The 16,764-nt window shown below is 69.8% G+C and carries 17 protein-coding genes and 1 pseudogene; 11 read left to right on the top strand and 7 right to left on the bottom strand.

The window, feature by feature from the left end; all coding sequences use genetic code 11:
* The first annotated feature begins 26 nt into the window (after positions 1–26).
* The 3 genes from ACFCZF_RS11680 to ACFCZF_RS11670 are packed head-to-tail and all read left to right on the top strand — an operon-like array spanning position 27 to position 2,637.
* The gene (locus ACFCZF_RS11680) at positions 27–917 is read left to right on the top strand and encodes a dihydrodipicolinate synthase family protein (protein WP_376671509.1); all 891 of its coding nucleotides are present in this window, start codon (positions 27–29) and stop codon (positions 915–917) included.
* Between the two features lie 11 nt (positions 918–928).
* Positions 929–1,930, top strand: a complete 1,002-nt coding sequence (locus ACFCZF_RS11675; RefSeq protein ID WP_376671508.1) for a proline racemase family protein — start codon at positions 929–931, stop codon at positions 1,928–1,930.
* Positions 1,927–2,637: a GntR family transcriptional regulator gene (locus tag ACFCZF_RS11670; protein ID WP_376671507.1), complete on the top strand. Its 711-nt coding sequence runs from the start codon at positions 1,927–1,929 to the stop codon at positions 2,635–2,637. The genes ACFCZF_RS11675 and ACFCZF_RS11670 overlap by 4 nt, the downstream gene beginning before the upstream one ends.
* Here ACFCZF_RS11670 and ACFCZF_RS11665 read toward each other — a convergent pair.
* From ACFCZF_RS11665 to ACFCZF_RS11650, 4 genes are read right to left on the bottom strand one after another with little or no spacing between them, the layout of a single operon-like run.
* Positions 2,609–3,415, bottom strand: coding sequence for an ABC transporter ATP-binding protein (locus ACFCZF_RS11665; RefSeq protein WP_376671506.1), 807 nt, complete (start codon positions 3,413–3,415; stop codon positions 2,609–2,611). The genes ACFCZF_RS11670 and ACFCZF_RS11665 overlap by 29 nt on opposite strands.
* A 20-nt stretch (positions 3,416–3,435) precedes the next feature.
* Positions 3,436–4,215: an ABC transporter permease gene (locus ACFCZF_RS11660; protein ID WP_376671505.1), complete on the bottom strand. Its 780-nt coding sequence runs from the start codon at positions 4,213–4,215 to the stop codon at positions 3,436–3,438.
* Positions 4,212–4,985: an ABC transporter permease gene (locus ACFCZF_RS11655; protein WP_376671504.1), complete on the bottom strand. Its 774-nt coding sequence runs from the start codon at positions 4,983–4,985 to the stop codon at positions 4,212–4,214. The genes ACFCZF_RS11660 and ACFCZF_RS11655 overlap by 4 nt, the downstream gene beginning before the upstream one ends.
* Positions 4,982–5,950, bottom strand: a complete 969-nt coding sequence (locus ACFCZF_RS11650) for an ABC transporter substrate-binding protein (RefSeq protein WP_376671503.1) — start codon at positions 5,948–5,950, stop codon at positions 4,982–4,984. The genes ACFCZF_RS11655 and ACFCZF_RS11650 overlap by 4 nt, the downstream gene beginning before the upstream one ends.
* A 250-nt stretch (positions 5,951–6,200) precedes the next feature.
* Between ACFCZF_RS11650 and ACFCZF_RS11645 the strand changes: the two genes are divergently transcribed.
* Complete coding sequence (locus tag ACFCZF_RS11645) at positions 6,201–7,031, top strand: IclR family transcriptional regulator C-terminal domain-containing protein (protein ID WP_376671502.1); 831 nt, start codon at positions 6,201–6,203, stop codon at positions 7,029–7,031.
* On the opposite strand, the gene ACFCZF_RS11640 is transcribed toward ACFCZF_RS11645, so the two are convergent.
* On the bottom strand, positions 6,982–7,890 hold the full coding sequence (locus ACFCZF_RS11640) for a PDR/VanB family oxidoreductase (protein ID WP_376671545.1): 909 nt from the start codon (positions 7,888–7,890) through the stop codon (positions 6,982–6,984). The genes ACFCZF_RS11645 and ACFCZF_RS11640 overlap by 50 nt on opposite strands.
* Positions 7,891–8,078: 188 nt before the next feature.
* Here ACFCZF_RS11640 and ACFCZF_RS11635 point away from each other — a divergent pair, with 188 nt between their 5' ends.
* The 5 genes from ACFCZF_RS11635 (at position 8,079) to ACFCZF_RS11615 (ending at position 14,891) form a co-directional block, all read left to right on the top strand.
* Complete coding sequence (locus tag ACFCZF_RS11635; RefSeq protein WP_376671544.1) at positions 8,079–8,954, top strand: tyrosine-type recombinase/integrase; 876 nt, start codon at positions 8,079–8,081, stop codon at positions 8,952–8,954.
* Positions 8,955–9,044: 90 nt separating this feature from the next.
* Positions 9,045–10,517 carry a site-specific integrase gene (locus ACFCZF_RS11630; RefSeq protein ID WP_376671501.1) on the top strand — a complete coding sequence of 491 codons (1,473 nt, stop codon included), beginning with the start codon at positions 9,045–9,047 and terminating at the stop codon, positions 10,515–10,517.
* Positions 10,517–12,232 carry a hypothetical protein gene (locus ACFCZF_RS11625; protein WP_376671500.1) on the top strand — a complete coding sequence of 572 codons (1,716 nt, stop codon included), beginning with the start codon at positions 10,517–10,519 and terminating at the stop codon, positions 12,230–12,232. Before ACFCZF_RS11630 ends, ACFCZF_RS11625 begins: the two co-directional genes overlap by 1 nt.
* Positions 12,229–14,433: a site-specific integrase gene (locus ACFCZF_RS11620; RefSeq protein WP_376671499.1), complete on the top strand. Its 2,205-nt coding sequence runs from the start codon at positions 12,229–12,231 to the stop codon at positions 14,431–14,433. The genes ACFCZF_RS11625 and ACFCZF_RS11620 overlap by 4 nt, the downstream gene beginning before the upstream one ends.
* Positions 14,430–14,891: a hypothetical protein gene (locus tag ACFCZF_RS11615; RefSeq protein ID WP_376671498.1), complete on the top strand. Its 462-nt coding sequence runs from the start codon at positions 14,430–14,432 to the stop codon at positions 14,889–14,891. Before ACFCZF_RS11620 ends, ACFCZF_RS11615 begins: the two co-directional genes overlap by 4 nt.
* A 17-nt stretch (positions 14,892–14,908) precedes the next feature.
* On the opposite strand, the gene ACFCZF_RS11610 is transcribed toward ACFCZF_RS11615, so the two are convergent.
* Entirely contained in the window at positions 14,909–15,313 is a 405-nt protein-coding gene (locus ACFCZF_RS11610; protein ID WP_376671497.1) for a hypothetical protein, read from the bottom strand.
* Between the two features lie 55 nt (positions 15,314–15,368).
* The gene (locus ACFCZF_RS11605; protein ID WP_376671496.1) at positions 15,369–15,869 is read right to left on the bottom strand and encodes an NUDIX hydrolase; all 501 of its coding nucleotides are present in this window, start codon (positions 15,867–15,869) and stop codon (positions 15,369–15,371) included.
* Between the two features lie 183 nt (positions 15,870–16,052).
* On the opposite strand from ACFCZF_RS11605, the pseudogene ACFCZF_RS11600 reads away from it, so the two are divergent.
* Positions 16,053–16,262 (top strand): annotated as a pseudogene (locus ACFCZF_RS11600) (tyrosine-type recombinase/integrase); the annotation flags it as partial.
* The gene (locus tag ACFCZF_RS11595; protein WP_376671495.1) at positions 16,259–16,588 is read left to right on the top strand and encodes a helix-turn-helix domain-containing protein; all 330 of its coding nucleotides are present in this window, start codon (positions 16,259–16,261) and stop codon (positions 16,586–16,588) included. The pseudogene ACFCZF_RS11600 and the gene ACFCZF_RS11595, both read left to right, overlap by 4 nt.
* The last annotated feature ends 176 nt before the right edge of the window (positions 16,589–16,764 follow it).

Raw genomic sequence — 16,764 nt, 5'->3', positions numbered from 1 at the left:
CCGCAGCAGCCCGAGAGAGGACCCTCATGACCGACCACCGCCCCTGGCGCGGCGTCCTCGTCGCCACCGCGCTCCCGCTGAACGACGACCTCTCCGTCGACCACGACACCTACGCGGACCACTGCGCGTGGCTGGTGGCGAACGGCTGCGACGGTGTCGTACCCAATGGCTCCCTCGGCGAGTACCAGGTGCTCACCCCGGAGGAACGCGCCCGGGTCGTCGAGACCGCCGTCGCCGCCGTCGGCGGGGAACGGGTCATGCCCGGCGTCGCGGCCTACGGGTCCGCCGAGGCCCGGCGCTGGGCCGAGCAGGCACGGGAGGCCGGCTGCGGCGCGGTGATGCTGCTGCCGCCCAACGCCTACCGCGCCGACGAACGTTCCGTCCTCGCCCACTACGCCGAGGTCGCGAGGGCGGGTCTGCCGGTCGTCGCGTACAACAACCCCGTCGACACGAAGGTCGACCTGGTGCCCGAGCTGCTCGCCCGGCTGCACGGAGAGGGGCACATCCAGGGCGTGAAGGAGTTCTCCGGCGACGTCCGCCGCGCCTACCGCATCGCGGAACTCGCCCCGGAACTGGACCTGTTGGCCGGTGCCGACGACGTCCTGCTGGAGCTGGCGCTCGCGGGGGCGAAGGGCTGGATCGCCGGATACCCCAACGCGCTGCCCGCCGCCTGCGTCGAGCTGTACCGCGCCGCCGTCGCCGGTGACCTGTCCACGGCCGACCCGCTGTACCGGCAGCTGCACCCGCTGTTGCGCTGGGACTCGAAGGTCGAGTTCGTGCAGGCCATCAAGCTCTCCATGGACCTCGCCGGACGGCACGGCGGCGCCTGCCGCCCACCGCGTGTGCCGCTGCTGCCCGAACAGGAGGCCGCCGTCTGCTCCGCCACCGAGAAGGCCCTCGCGGCCGGACTGGCGTAGGGGGCAGGGCCGTGCGCAGCAGAATCGTCCTGCACGCCGTCGACTCCCACACCGAGGGCATGCCCACCCGTGTGGTCACCGGCGGCATCGGCACCATTCCCGGCGCGACCATGAACGAGCGGCGGCTGTACTTCCGCGAACACCGCGACGACGTCAAGCGGTTGCTGATGAACGAGCCGCGCGGCCACGCCGCCATGAGCGGCGCGATCCTCCAGCCGCCCACCCGCCCCGACTGCGACTGGGGCGTCGTCTACATCGAGGTCTCCGGCTACCTCCCCATGTGCGGCCACGGCACGATCGGCGTGGCGACCGTCCTCGTGGAGACCGGCATGGTCGAGGTCGTCGAACCCGTCACCACCATCCGTCTCGACACCCCCGCCGGAGTCGTCGTCGCCGAGGTGGCGGTGGAGGGCGGCGCGGCCAGGGCGGTGACCCTGCGCAACGTGCCCTCCTTCGCCGTCGGCCTCGACCGCGAGGTGGCCCTGCCCGACGGCCGGACGGTGACGTACGACCTCGCCTACGGCGGCAACTTCTACGCGATATTGCCACTGGAGCGGCTCGGGCTGCCCTTCGACCGGTCCCGCAAGGACGACATCCTCGCCGCCGGCCTCTCCCTGATGGCGGCCATCAACGAGGACGAGGAGCCGGTCCACCCGGAGGACCCGTCCATCCGCGGCTGCCACCATGTCCAGGTGACCGCACCCGACGCCACCGCCCGCCACTCCCGGCACGCCATGGTGATCCACCCCGGCTGGTTCGACCGCTCGCCCTGCGGAACCGGCACCAGTGCCCGCATGGCCCAGCTGCACGCCCGGGGCGAACTCCCCCCGCACACCGAGTTCGTCAACGAGTCCTTCATCGGCACCCGGTTCACCGGCCGACTGCTCGGCACGACCGAGGTCGGAGGCCGACCCGCCGTGCTGCCCAGCTTCACCGGGCGCGCCTGGATCACCGGCACCGCGCAGTACCTTCTCGATCCCGAGGACCCCTTCCCCGCGGGGTTCGTGCTGTGAGTGCTGTGAACGCGAACGCCACCGGTCCTGCCCTGCCCGTCCTCGGGAGCAGGAAGCCCAGCCACCGCGAGCGGGTCGCCGAGGCGCTGCGCGCCGCCCTGATCGCGGGTGAACTGCGCCCCGGCGAGGTCTACTCGGCCCCCGGCCTCGCCGCCCGCTTCGGCGTCTCCGCCACTCCGGTGCGCGAGGCGATGCTCGACCTCGCCAAGGAGGGGCTGGTCGACACCGTCCCCAACAAGGGGTTCCGGGTCACCGCCGTCTCCGACCGGCAACTCGACGAGTACACCCACATCCGGTCGCTCATCGAGATCCCCACCACCGTCGCGCTCGCCACCACCGCCGACGCCGTCGCGCTGGAGGCCCTGCGCCCGGTGGCCGAGGAGATCGTCACCTCGGCCGCGGCCGGTGACCTCATCGCGTACGTCGAGGCCGACCTGCGCTTCCACCTGGGGCTGCTGGCGCTGGCCGGCAACGCCCACCTGGTGGAGGTCGTACGCGACCTGCGCCGGCGCTCCCGGCTGTACGGCCTGACGGCGCTGGTGGAACAGGGGAGGCTGCGGGCGTCGGCCGAGGAGCACCTGGAGATCCTCGACGCGCTGCTCGCCCGCGACGAGGAGGCGGTGCGCGGGGTGATGACGCGGCACCTGGGACACGTCCGCGGGCTGTGGGCGGCCCGGGTCAGTGAGGCGGCGGCGCGTCCGTCCTGACCGGCTGTTCCGCCCCGCGTTTCGCCGCCTGGATCTGCTCGTACACATGGGTCCGCAGCTCGGCGAAGCGCGGGGCCACCCGCGTGTGCACCTGGTCCCGGTCGCCCGGCAGGTCGACCTTGAGCTGCTCCCGCACGACCGTGGGGGACGCGGACAGCACGACCACGCGTTCGCCCAGGTAGACGGCCTCGTCGATGTCGTGGGTGACGAACAGGACGGTGATCCCGCGCTCCCGCCACAGCCGCCGTACCAGGTCCTCCAGATCGGCGCGGGTCTGCGCGTCCACCGCCGCGAACGGCTCGTCCATCAGGAGCACTTCGGGCTCGTAGGCCAGCGCCCGCGCGATGGCGACCCGCTGCTGCATGCCCCCGGACAACTGCCAGGGGTACGCCCCGGCGGCGTCCGCGAGCCCGACCGAGGCGAGGGCGTCCGTGACCAGCTCCCGGCGCCGCGCCTTGCTCAGGTCCTTCTGTTTCAGGGGCAGTCCGACGTTCTCGCCGACCCGCATCCACGGGAAGAGGCTGCGCCCGTACTCCTGGAAGACGAACGCCATCCCGGGCGGCGGACCGGCCACCTTCCGCCCGGCCAGGAACACCTCGCCGGCCGTCGGTTCCAGCAGCCCGCCCACGCACTTCAGCAGCGTCGTCTTGCCGCAGCCCGACGGGCCGACCAGGCAGACCAGTTCCCCGGCCGCCACGGAGAAGGTCAGGTCGCGCACCGCCTCGACGTGCCGTCCCGATCCCTCGTACACCTTCTTCAGGCCGCGTACGTCGAGCATGGACCGCCCTTTCGGAAGCCTCACCCGGGCCGCCGGGCGGCGGCGCGCAGGCCGTGGTACCAGCCGAGCGCCCGCCGCTCGACCAGCTGGAACAGGACCGACAGCACGAAGCCGAGCAGGCCGAGCAGCAGGATGCCGGTCCACATGTCGGGGATCGCGAACGAGCGCTGGAACTGCACGATGGTGAAACCGAGACCGTTGCTGGCGGCGAACATCTCGCTGATCACCATCAGGATGATGCCGATCGACAACGCCTGGCGCAGACCCGCGAAGATCTGCGGGCTCGCCGAGCGCAGCACCACGTGCCGCAGCCGGGCGACACCCGTGATGCCGTAGGAGCGGGCCGTCTCGGCCGTCACCGCGTCGACCGCCCGGACGCCCTCGACCGTGTTGAGCAGCACCGGCCACACGCAGCCGGCCGCGATCACGACGATCTTCATGGTGTCGCCGATGCCCGCGAACAGCATGATGACCGGCACGAGTACCGGCGGTGGCACCGCCCGCAGGAACTCCAGTACCGGCTCGACCACCGCCCGCACCCGCCGGTAGGAGCCGATGAGCGTGCCGAGCGCGACACCGGCGAGTGCCGCGAGCGCGTAGCCCGCCGTGAGCCTGAGCACGCTGGGCAGCACGTCGCCGCGCCACCGCTCGCCGGTCCACACGTCCGGGAAGGTCTCCAGGATCGTGCGCAGCGGCGGCCAGTACACGTCCTCGCTGCCGGCCGAGGACACCCACCAGACGGCCACCAGCACGGCGGGCAGCGCGAGCGTGAACACCAGCCGCAGCGGTACGCGCCTCACACCGCCACCTCCCCGCGCACCGACTGGTGCCAGGCCAGCGCCCGCCGCTCGACGGACCGGGCCCCGACGTTGATCAGCAGCCCGAGCAGACCGGCGACGACGATCAGCGCGTACATCTCGGGCACGGCCTGCGAGGTCTGCGCGACGGCGATCCGGGCGCCCAGCCCCGGTGCGCCGATGACGAGTTCGGCGGTGATGGCGAGGATCAGCGCGACGGCCGCCGCCAGCCGCACCCCGGTCATGACGTACGGCAGCGCGGTCGGCCACAGCACGTGCCGGACCCGGGCCCAGGTGCCCAGACCGTACGACCGCGCCGTCTCCTCGGCGACCGGGTCGACGTCCTGGACGCCGTACAGGACCTGGATCAGCATCTGCCAGAAGGCGGCGTACACGACCAGGAGCAGCACCGACCGCAGTTCGGTGCCGTAGAGCAGTACCGCCAGCGGGATCAGCGCGACCGACGGGATCGGGCGCAGGAACTCGATCGTGGACGCCGTCGCCTCGCGCAGGTACGGCACCACCGTCAGGAGCACCCCGACGACGATTCCGGCGCCGACCGCGAGGGCCAGGCCCAGCGCCCAGCCGGTGAGCGTGTCGCCGAGCGCGGTCCAGAAGGCGCCGTCCGCGGCCTCCGTACCGAGCGCTTCGGCGATGCGGCTGGTCGGCGGGAAGTACTCCTCCTCGACCAGGCCGAGGCGCGGTACCGCCTCCCCGAGGGCGAGGAAGACCGCGAGTCCGGCCGCGCCCAGCGCGGCGTTCGCCCCCTTCACGGCAGCAGTGCGTCCAGGTCGGGGAGCCGCTTGAACAGGCCGTCCTCGTAACCGAGTTTGCCCAGCGCGTTGAGGGACGAGCGGTTCGGTTCGACCGGCCACTTCGGCAGGGTCACCTTCGCCAGCACGTCCGCGGGAATCTTGGTGTACGTGCTGACGATCTCGCGGACCTCGTCGGGGTGGGTGTCGGCGTAGGCGAGGGACTCGGCGGTGGCCTCCTGGAACTTCTTCACCACCTCCGGGTTCTCCCGCGCGTACCGGGTGGAGGTGAAGTACATGGCGACCGTCAGATCCGGATGGATGTCGACCATGGGGGAGGCGATCTCCCGGCCGCCCTGGTTCTTGATCGTGGCCAGCGCCGGTTCCACCACCATGGCCGCGTCGATCCGTCCGCCGTCGAGCGCGGCCGGCATCTGGTCGAAGGCCAGCTCGACGAAGTCCACCTCGTCGGGGTCGCCGCCCGCGGCGCCGACCGAGGCCCGTACCGCGGTCTCGTTGATGTTCTTCAGCGTGTTGATGGCGACCTTCTTGCCCTCCAGCTCCTTCGGCGACTTGATCGGGCTGTCGCCCTTGACGGTGAGCGCCTCGAAGTCCTCGCCCACCACGCCGGTCGAGGCGATACCGTTCGCCACCGCCTTGACGGGCACGTTGTTGGACTGGGCGATCATCAAGGACGTCATGTTGCTGAAACCGAACTCGAACTGGCCGCTGACCACTCCGGGCACGATCGCCGCGCCGCCCTGGGCGCCGGCGAAGGACAGTTTCAGTCCGCGCTTCTCGAAGAAGCCCTGTTTCTGACCCAGGTACAGGGGCGCGACATCGACGATGGGGATGAGGCCCACCTTGACCGTGGTGGTGCCGCCGGACGAACCGGCGTCGTCCGACCCTCCGGAATCGGACGAGCCGCAAGCCGTCGCGGCGGTCAGGACGGATACGGCCGTGAGGCCGACGAACAGACGACGCATGACTCCCCCTGTGGGACCGGACCAGGTGCTCCGACAGGCTGTGCGCAGACAGCACGAACGTGCTCAGCGAGAACGTGCTCAGCGGGAACGTAGGGCCGGTGCGGAGCTCAGGTCAATGCCCGCGCCACTATGGGTCGTTGAGGATTCAACCCGGAGTCGTTGACAGTGCGGGACGCGCACTCATAGCGTGCGCACTGCGTACGGCCGTTCGTGCCGCACGTCCTGCCGTGAGGCTTTTGCCGGAGGCCAGATGTCCGATGCAGCCCGCGCACCGCACTTCGTCAGGTCCTTCGAACGGGGCCTCGCCGTCATCCGGGCCTTCGACGCCGACCACCCGGCGCTGACCCTGAGCGAGGTCGCCCGCGCCGCGGAACTGACCCGCGCGGCGGCCCGCCGCTTCCTGCTCACCCTGGCGGACCTCGGCTACGTCCACACCGACGGCCGGCTCTTCCGGCTCACCCCGCGCGTGCTGGAGCTCGGCTACTCCTATCTGGCCGGCTTCACGCTGCCGCAGATCGCCGAACCGCATCTGGAGCAACTCGTCGCACAGATACGGGAGTCGTCCTCGCTGTGCGTCCTGGACGGCGACGACGTCGTGTACGTCGCCCGCGTCCCGACCAGTCGCATCATGACCGCGTCGATCACCGTCGGCACCCGCTTCCCGGCGCACCTCACCTCCGTGGGCCGGGTGATCCTCGCCGATCTGCCGGACGCCGAGATCGAGACCCGGCTCGCCCGCGCCGACCTGCGCCCGCACACCGCCCGCACCCTCACCTCGGCGGACGCCCTGCGCGCGGAACTGCGCCGGGTGCGCCGCCAGGGCTACGCGCTCGTCGACCAGGAACTGGAGGACGGCCTCAGGTCCGTCGCCGCGCCGGTGCGGGACCGGGACGGCGAGGCGGTGGCCGGCGTGAACATCGCGGTGCACGCCGGCCGCAACTCCGTGGAGTCCGTGCGCCGGGACCTGTTGCCGCACCTGTTGGCGACGGTCGCCCGGATCGACGCCGATCTCCGGATCACCGGTCAGGCGCTCACAGGTCCAGCACGAGCCGCCGGCCACGACAGCGGGACACGCAGATGAGCATCGTCTCCCCGGCGGCCCGTTCCGCGTCGGTGAGTACCGAGTCCCGGTGGTTCGGCTCGCCCTCGACGACGTCGGTCTCGCAGGTGCCGCAGGTGCCCTCCGTGCAGGAGAAGAGCACCTCGACGCCGGCGGCCCGGACGGCGTCCAGGACGGAGACGTCCGGCGGGACGGCCACCGTGCGCCCGCTGCGCGCGAGTACGACCTCGAACTCCGTCTCCGGGCCGGTCGCCGCCGCCTCCTTCGGGCGGAACCGCTCCAGGCGCAGCACCCCGGCCGGGCAGCGCGCCTCGACCGCGTCCAGCAGCGGCGCGGGTCCGCAGCAGTAGACGAGGGTGCCCTCGGGGACGTCGTCGAGCACGGAGGCGAGGTCCAGCAGTCCCGACTCCTCCTCGGGGGCGACCGTGACCCGGTCGCCGTACCGTCCCAACTCCCGGGTGAACGCCATGGTGTGCCGGGTCCGTCCGCCGTAGAGCAGGGTCCACTCGGCGCCCGTCTCCTCGGCGGCCGCCAGCATCGGCAGGATCGGGGTGATGCCGATGCCGCCGGCGACGAAGCGGTACCGGGAGGCCGGCTCCAGTGGGAAGTGGTTGCGGGGCCCGCGTACCCGGACCTTGTCGCCCGACCTCAACTCGCCGTGCACGTAGGCGGACCCTCCCCGCCCCACGGCCTCGCGGAGGACAGCGATCCGCCACACCTCCCGGTCGGCCGGATCGCCGCACAACGAGTACTGCCGTTCCAGGCCCGGGCCGAGGACGACGTCGATATGGGCGCCGGCCGGCGAGGTGGTGTGGCACCAAAGAGGCGGAATTTCATTGGATGCATCATGCGGTGAGGCCAGGGAACGCCTGCCGACCAGCTCAGACTCGCGGCGGGCATGCCCCTTTCGGGTGAAGAGAACTGGCCTGGCCTCGCCCGATCGACTTCTGACGCCACGATGTTGCGTTGAACGCAACCGTTGGAGTGGGTGTGAGAACAGGCGATTTGCCCGGTGCGATGCACTTGGTCCGGCCGACGAATGTGCGGGCTCTGGACCCGGGGCCGGTGATGTTCGAAGCCATGCTGGAGGGCTGGTCGCGGCAGCAGCGCAGTCGGCTGCTGGCGGAGAAAACGGTCAGGGATCGGCTGCGCCTGGTGCGGCGGTTCGCCGAGTACACCAACGCCTACCCTTGGCAGTGGACGCCGGAGGACGTGGAGGCATACTTCGCCGCGCAGTTCACCAAGGATCCGCCAGCCGCTCATTCGACGGTGCGCGGCCAGCAGAACGACCTGGAGCTGTTCTGTGCGTTCGTCACGGACAGCCGTTTCGGCTGGTCGGCGGCCTGCGCGGAGGAGTTCGGTCAGTTCCCGGTCCAGGTCTGCCACGACTGGAACACCGCCGACCACGTTGCCGAGTTCGAAGGCAGGCCCGGCCGACGGGCCCTGACCTACGACGAACTGCAGCAGCTTTTCGACGCGGCCGACGACCGGGTCGAGCAGAAGGGGAAACTGGGCCGCAAGGGTTCTCTGGCGGCCTGGCGCGACTCGGTCATGCTCAAGTTCGTCTACGCCTACGGCCTGCGACGCCGAGAGGCGTCGATGCTGGACCTGCCCGACCTCCGGCACAACCTGCGGGCCAGTGACTACGGCCGCTTCGGGGCCCTGCAGGTCCGCTGGGGAAAGGCGTCCCGGGGCAGCCCGCCCAAGCGCCGTACCGTCCTGACGGTCCACGAACTGGACTGGGTCGTGCCGCTGCTGGAGGAGTGGGTCGAACAGGCCCGGCCCCGCTTCAGCCCGGGGAAGCACCCGGCGCTGTGGATCACCGAACGCCGCAGCCGCCTGGGAGTACGCCGGCTCGACGAGGTCTTCAACACGATTCGCAAGCTCGCCGAACTGCCCGACGAACTCGAGCTGCACAGCCTTCGCCACATTGTCTCTGCTTAGTTTCCGTGTGGCGATTGGCTCCAACTGGGCTGGTGGCCTGAATGTTTGGGCTTTGCGCTGAGCCGTGTGGTGTTTCTACTGTCAGCGCCCATGATCCTGAACTTCTTCTCGTCTCGGGGCTGGCAGTCCTGGGACGTCGAGCATCGGCCGTTGATCCCCGAGGGAATGCCCGTGCTCGTCGATGACGACCTGCGCTTCGAGGACGGCCCGGCTGCGCCGCGTCCGACGGCGGTGGCGAACCGGTGGGTGCGTGAGCTTCCGGCCAGCGGGGCGCCCGCGCCGAGCTCGTGGGAGAACTACGCGCGAGCCGTCAAGGAGTGGATGGAGTTTCTGGCCGAGCATGGGGTCGGGTTGTTCGACTCGCGGGAGCGGTTGAAGGCCGGGCTGAGCCGGTACGCCGAGCACCGCGCCGCGGGTCCGTTGAAGGCCCGGTTCGCGGCGACGACCTGGGGCCAGCACATGAGTATCCTGTCGCTGTTCTACCGGTGGGCCATCGACGAGGGGTACGCGACGGCGGAGCCGTTCACCTACCGGGCCGCGCGGGCCCTGTTCGCCGGGACCGGCCGGGAAGTGAAGGTGAACCTGGCGGTCCGCCGCACCCCGAAGCCGCATGTGACGATCAAGTACCTGGAGCCGGACTTCACCGAGCTGTTTCGCAACGGACTGCGCGGACTGGCACCGGACGGCTCGCAGGACACCGGCTTCCACGGGCGGGAACTGACCCGCAACGCGGCTGTCGGGGATCACGCGCTGGCCACCGGAATGCGGCTGCAGGAATTCACCTACCTGCTTCCCTGGGAGATCCCCGCCCTGCCGCCGGAGCCGACCGCGGTTCCCATCCCGTTCCCGGTGCCGGCCGGGATCACCAAGGGCAAGAAGTTCCGCACCACGTGGACCTCTTACGAGGCCCTGGCCGGGCTGCACGACTATGTCGAGCTGGACCGGGCCGCCACGACGGACGGCTCACTCTGGCGGCCGCCACGGCGGTGGGGCGAACCGCTGATGGTGAGCGAGCCGGACGCGCGGGGCGGGTTGATCAACGGGGTCCGGCGGCCCTGGGAGTCGCTGACGCCAGCTGAGCGGCGTCGCTTGGTCGCCTCGGAGGGCGGTTCGTGCCTGCTGGCGGTGAAGAACGGTGGAGGCCCGTTCACCGCCTGGGCCACGGTCTTCGAGCGGACCTCGGACCGGATCCGGGCCCGCTTCGAGCCCCGGTTCCCGCACGTCTGGCCCCACCGATGCCGTCACACCTTCTCGATGAGGACCTTGGAATACCTGGTCACCGGGCACTACCGGCAGGCCGCGAAGCTTGTGCGGGACACCGATGCCGACGCCGCCCTGGTCTTCTACCTCAGCAAGGCCGACCCGCTGCTGGTACTTCGTGATCTTCTAGGACATTCCACCGTCCTCACCACGGAAAAATACCTCCGGCGCTTGGACACAACGCGCATCTTCCGGGAGGCATATGAGGGCGCCGGCGCCGCAGCCGGACTGAACGACGACGCGAGCGCCGATCGGGAAGCCGCCGCCGAGTTCGACGACGACATCGAGGACGGGGCTGCTTGATGCCGACCATGCTGATCGACCAACCCCTGGGAATCACCTGCGTGTTCAGCGACGGAAGCCGTGCGGCGTTCTCGCTGGACGGCTTGTCGAACCCGTTGCTGGCCCGGCAGTTGGCCACCGGCTTGGTGGACCTGATCCATCCGCACGGCACTGCGGATTCCGCGGGCACGGTCAACCATTACGCCCAGGCGATCCGGGGCATGGTGCGGACACTGGCCGCGCAGGGCTTCACCGGCGGCCTTGACCAGCTCAGACGGGGCAGGCTGGCCGAGTATTTGATGGGATGCTCGGGTGGCCGGGAGGCATGCACCCGCGCGATGATCGAGGCGTTCGGTCAGGCCGGCGGCTCGCTGACGGACGGTGCGCTGGAGCTCGCGGCCGGACGGAACTTCAACGTTCAGCCGAACCACCACACCCTGCCTCCCTACTCCGAGACCGAGTGGCAGCGGCTGGGCGACCTCTGCCGACGGCTCGTCGAGGAGTCGTACGCGGCCCACCGGCAAGCCCTGACCGCTGTCGCTCACGGACAGCATCCCGGCGAGGGCGGATGGACTCCCCGAAATCTTCGCTGGCTGCTGGCCACCATCGGGCCGGTGAACATCTCCACGTTCGGCCGCAACGTCGGCATCTCGGCTGCTCTCGTCCACCGCCGGGGCGGCTTCCACGACGCGACGCAGGCCCTGTTCCCGCACCTGGAAGTGCTCATCGCCTACCGGTTGCTGTTCGGCATCTACTCCGGCATCGTGCCGGACGGCATCGAGGACCTGGTCACGCAGGACGTCGACTGGGCCGGGGACTCCACGATCCTGCTCTCCTACGTCAAGGGCCGCACCGCGGCCGAGAGCCTGAATCTGCCGCGCAGGGCCGTGCGCCTGCTGGAGCAGTGGCTGGGCCACTCCACGCTGCTGCGGAGCTTCGTTCCGCCGGACGAGGGCCGCAAACTGTGGTTGGGGCTGAGCCGGGCCGGCGGTGACCGCCGGGTGAGGCAGTTCGACCGCGTCGCCATCCAGCGGTGGGTCCAGCGACACCAACTGGTCGGGGACGACGGGCAGCCCCTGAAGATCCACCGGTCCCGGATCCGCACCACGCACGAGGCGATGCGGGACAAGAGCACCTGGACCGGCAGCGGCCGGGCCACCATCGACCCGAACCACACCCCCGGCGTCGAAGGCGACCACTATCTGACGGCCGCGACCCCTGCCCAGCAACGGGCGGTCGAGGCTGTGATCGAAGACGCCCAGCATGACCTGCTGCGCAGGTCCCATCCGCCGACGGTGATCACCGAGGAAGAGGCCGCCGCCCTGGCCGAGGGCTATCCGCAGCTCGTGGCGGACCTTGCCCTCGACGACGACGTGATCGCCGAACTCGTGGGCGGACAGAGGGATGTGTTCACCGCCGCCTGCGGCGATCAGCTGTCCGGACTACACGGCCCGAAGGGCAAGCCCTGTCCGGCCCGCCCCTGGGTCTGCCTGTTGTGTCCCCTGGCGGTGTTCGCACCACGGCACGCGGTCAACCTGCTGCGGCTGAAGGCGTTCTTCTCCCGGCAGTGGCAGCAGATGCCCGCTGCCCACTTCATGGCGGTCTTCGGCCCCTACGCCGCCCGCGTCCAGCAGGTCCTGGACCGCTTCGATCCGGCCGTGGTCACCGCGGCCGCCGCCCACGTCACCGACCGGGACGACGAACTTCCCCTGCGGCCCGAGGAGATGACCGCATGAGCACCGCACTCGCTCCCGCGTTCGACGGACACTCTGCCGTCTTTGCGCGCGCCGATGTCTGCGACGAAGCCGGCCTGACGCTGCCCGGCGATGCCGCTCGCCCCGCGTTCGAGGACGACATCTGGGACTTCACCCACGTCATCGGCTTGCCGACCCAGTTGAGCCCCTCGCTGAGGCGCTTCGACTTCACCCTGATCACGGACTCGCGTTGGCGACTGGTGGCCAAGGAACTGGTCCTGGCGATGCTCGCACCACGCCACCAGACGGTCGCCCCATTGCCCCGCGCCTTCCGCAACCCGCTCCACGTCACCAGTTGCCGCAGCCGTCTCGACGAACTCGTCCGCTTCTTCAACTGGTTGCGCGAACGGGCGACCGGCGGACTGCAACAGATCACCACCCGGGACTGCGAGGCATACCTGGCCCACCGCCGCTACGTGCTCGACGAGGAAGGAGCCGTGATCGGCGAGAACAGCCACGCAACCAGGAGATCCGCCGCCCAGGTCGTTGTCGACCTGGTGAACTACCGCGATCTGTTCACCGCCGACCGCGTTTCCGCCGAGCTGCGGCCCTGGGGCGGCGCCACCGCCTCCGCCGTCGCCGAGATGCCCAGTGGCCGAGAGGAGAACAAGACCCAACCGGTCTCGGACGAGATCATGCAGCCGATGCTCGCGGCCGCCCTCTATCTGATGTCCACACTGGGCCCGCACGCCGTCGCCCTGGCACACAAGATCCGCGAATCCGACCTTCACTCGGCACGGCGAGCCCAAGGACTCCGGCGTGTCGGCCCCAAGAACCGCGTCCCGGTCCGGGAGCTCAGCGAAATCCTCGCCGAGTACACGGATACGTGCACAGCCCTGCCCATGCTGGAGGACCATTACATCGCGAAACGCCTGGAAAAGGGCTGGGCCGAGGACGATCCTCTTCTCCCGGTGGCCATGGGCACCCTCGCCCGCCGGGCCGGGCTGAGCCAGTTCTGCCATCCATGGCTGCCCACCATGCGGCCGGCTCTGGAAGACGCCCTGGCGCAGGTCGGCGTCGAGAGACCGTTCGGCCGCGAAGCCGACCTGGTCCCCGCGGCCGACGGAACATCGTCACTGCCCTGGACCCTGCCGTTGTCCCGGCTCCAGGCCGTCGCCCTGGTCGGCATCGTCCGCACCGCCGCGATCATCACCGCTGCCGCCATCTCAGGCATGCGCGCGAGTGAGCTGATGGAATTGCGCATCGGCTGCCGGCAACCGCCCGACGAGGCCGTCCCGGGCCTGCCCCGCTACCGGATCGCCAGCAAGATCGTCAAAGGGCAGCCGCTGGGCGGCACCGCCGACGAGTGGGTCGTCATCGAGCCGGTCTATCGCGCGATCGAGCTCCTCGAGCAACTGCACGACGCCCCGGCAGAAGGAGCCCTGCTGATCGGCCGGTTCTCCTTCAACGTCCGCTTCAAGTGGTTCAAGAACTGGACCAACTCCGAAGCCGGTCGACGACTTGGCCTAGCGATGATCCCCAAGGGACCAGTCAACTTGCGGATGCTGCGGCGCACTTTGTCCCTGGAAATGGCCTACCGGCCCGGCGGCGTCCTGGCTACCAAGATCCACATGAAACATATCGCCGTGGCCACAACGGAGGGCTATGCCTCGCGCCCTGGCGGGGCCCAGGCCGAGCTGTTGGCTGAGGTCAACAAGCACGAGAGCGAGCGCAATCTCCAGCTGGCACTGAAGGAGTTCCGAAACTACCAGGACGGCGTTCTGCCCGCCGGTCCCGGCGCCCGCAGCCTCACCGAGTTCTTCGCCGGCATCGACGCCCAGCTCGATGCCGCCTCGGCCACGGCCCCGAAAACCCAGCGCAACGACCGAGACGTCCTCAACCTCCTGACCAAACGCGCCAACGTTCTGCACCTCGGACCGGCGAACTACTGCTGGTTCACCGACCCGTCCCGGGCACTCTGCCTCAAGCTGGCCGGCACCCCGATGGCCGACCGTCCGCTGGTCGGGATGTGTGACTCCGCCCGCTGTCCGCAGGCCACCCATCACCCCTGCCACCGGCCCGTCTGGGCCGAGCACGCCGAACGCACCAAGATCTTCCTCGGCCAGCTCGGCACCACACGCAAGACCGAACGCACCCGGCTCCAAGCCGACTACGACAGGGCCCTCCGCGTCGTCGCCGAGATCGACGCCGCCAGCACCACCATGGACGAGGAGTCCGCATGAGAATCTCCGCAGCCCAGCGGACCGAGAACAAGAACCGCATCCGGGCCGCCATGGACCGGCTCCTCCGAGGCGAGATCCCGCCCGGCGGAAAGTGCGACATCAAGACCCTCGCCAACGAAGCCGCGGTCGACCGCACCGCGTTCTACGGCACCCGCCCCTACGCTCACCTTCGCGTCGAGTTCGAACGACGGGTCCAGGCGCTGCAGCAGGCCGGCGAGATCCCCGACCCCCGCGAAGCCCAGATCACGCGCCTCAAGGCGGAGAATGCCAAGCTCAGGGAGCGACTGGCCAAGTCGGAACAGACGATCGACGAGCTCGCGGACTTCCGCGCCCAGGCCCTGGCCCGGCTCGCCGCACAGCACGAGGAGATCGTTCGGCTCCGTGATGCCGCCGCCGGGGCCAGCCGGGTCAGCCGCCTTCCCGCACCACGAACCACCGTGATCGGGACGTGCAGTTGAAGCACGATCTCCGCGGGTCAGGCAGGCTCGGGGAGGTGACCGAGGTGCTCGATGACGCGCTCGCGCAGAAGGAGATACTCCTCCCAGCGCCGAGGAAGAGGCCCAGGTGGACGTTTGACGCCCCGGGCTGCGGTGACGGTCTGGCCATCCCGGAACTGCTCGTGCGTCAGGTCGAGGTCCACACCGCTGGGCAACCGATTCCACCAGTGAAATCCGTGCTGTTCCCCACCGCAGTGGACCTCCCCGACCATGAGGTCGCCACCGAAGATGTCGTTCACTATCAAAGCGGTGATGTCACAGTGACCCCACGCCGGGTTGTCGGGCTGCCAGCCGGCGCGGGCGAGGTCGTCCGGGGAACAGGTGTCAGCGGCCCAACTGGCCCGCAGCGCCTTGTCGATGACCAGCAGGTTCCAAGGGATCATGCCGACAGCATCGCAGTCGCCACTGACATCGGCGGATCGCCGGGGAGACGCCTCTTCAGCTGCCGGCGGACTCGGACTGCAGGTATCGGCACAGAGCTTTCCGTCCTCCCGGAACGAAGAGCCGTTGATCGACGACCTCGCACAATTCGGCCTCTGTCAGCCAGCCCTGCCAGGCGATCTCGCCCGGGTCCGGGATCAGGGGTTCAGTCACGACAGCCTCATGCACCCCAAACCACACGGGGCTGATCCCCTCCCGGCAAAGGAACTTGAACATGAAGCGCACGGGCACACGAACGCCCAGCTCTTCGGACAGTTCCCGGGCCGCGGCTTCCTCATACGACTCACCAACGTTCACGGCGCCACCGACCATCACGTCGTAGTAGCCAGGGAACCGGGAATGCGTCTCGGACCGTCGCAGCACCAAGATCCGCCCTGCCCGAGCACGGCAGATCGTCGTCGCAATGCGATGCGGCCAGTCCTGACGCTCCGCCTCGCCTCGTTCGACGACTCCCAACACGCGGTCCTGCTCATCTACATGCTCCACCAATTCGCTCACGGAGGCACGATCTCAGTCCCCACTGACAGCGAGGCCCCAGGAACACGAAAGAGAGTGACCTGCATCACGGGAGGTCCTGCGGAATCCAACACAGCCGACCATCTGCGTCGCGAAAGCCGCCTCTGCGATCGGACCTGCTCAATCGCCACACGGAGTCATCCGCACACGGCCTCTGCGGACACAAGGCACGGCTACGTGACGCATCTGATCGAGTTCGGCTATCCCGAGCGGTTCGTTCAGGACCAGGTCGGGCATCGACACGGCTCCACCACCGCGCTCTACACCTGGGTCTCGGACGAGTACCGAAACCGCCTGCTCGAGGCCCATCTGCAGCGTCAACACGTACGGCCGAGCGAACGATGCCCGCGCACAGCGACGGGAAGCAGCCGGTGACCAAGACCCAGGGAGTGCGCTGGAACCTGCGCAAGCTGATGGCCGCGCAGGACATGTTTCAGACCACCGATCTCGTGCCGCTGCTCGCCGAGCGAGGCGTCCATCTGTCCCGGGAGCAGGTCTACCGGCTCGTAACACAGCCACCCCAGCGGCTGTCGATGGACACACTGGCGGCGCTCTGCGACATTCTGGCCTGCACCCCGAACGACCTGATCGAGGTCATCGAGGTCCGCCGGCAGGTCGCCAAACCCACCGCGGTCGGAGACACCACGGCCGCGGCCCCGCCGACCCGCCGCACCCGGCTCCGGCGCCCGGAGGGACTGTGAGACGACAGTTGGAAGGGTCCGCCGCGACCGCGACCCGCGAGGCTCTGGCCAGGCAGCTCCTGACCCAGTGCCCCCGGGCTGGCGCCGGAGACGGCCGCCGCCGTGGTCGCCGACATGGCACCCCAGGCGCGAGCGGCAGCGCGCAAACACCTGGAGAATCACCCGGCCGCACTCAC

The sequence above is a fragment of the Streptomyces sp. NPDC056296 genome, assembly GCF_042268605.1.
GTDB lineage: Bacteria > Actinomycetota > Actinomycetes > Streptomycetales > Streptomycetaceae > Streptomyces.
Note: the sequence above shows the minus strand (reverse complement) of the source record. Positions and strands in the feature narration are given on the sequence as shown.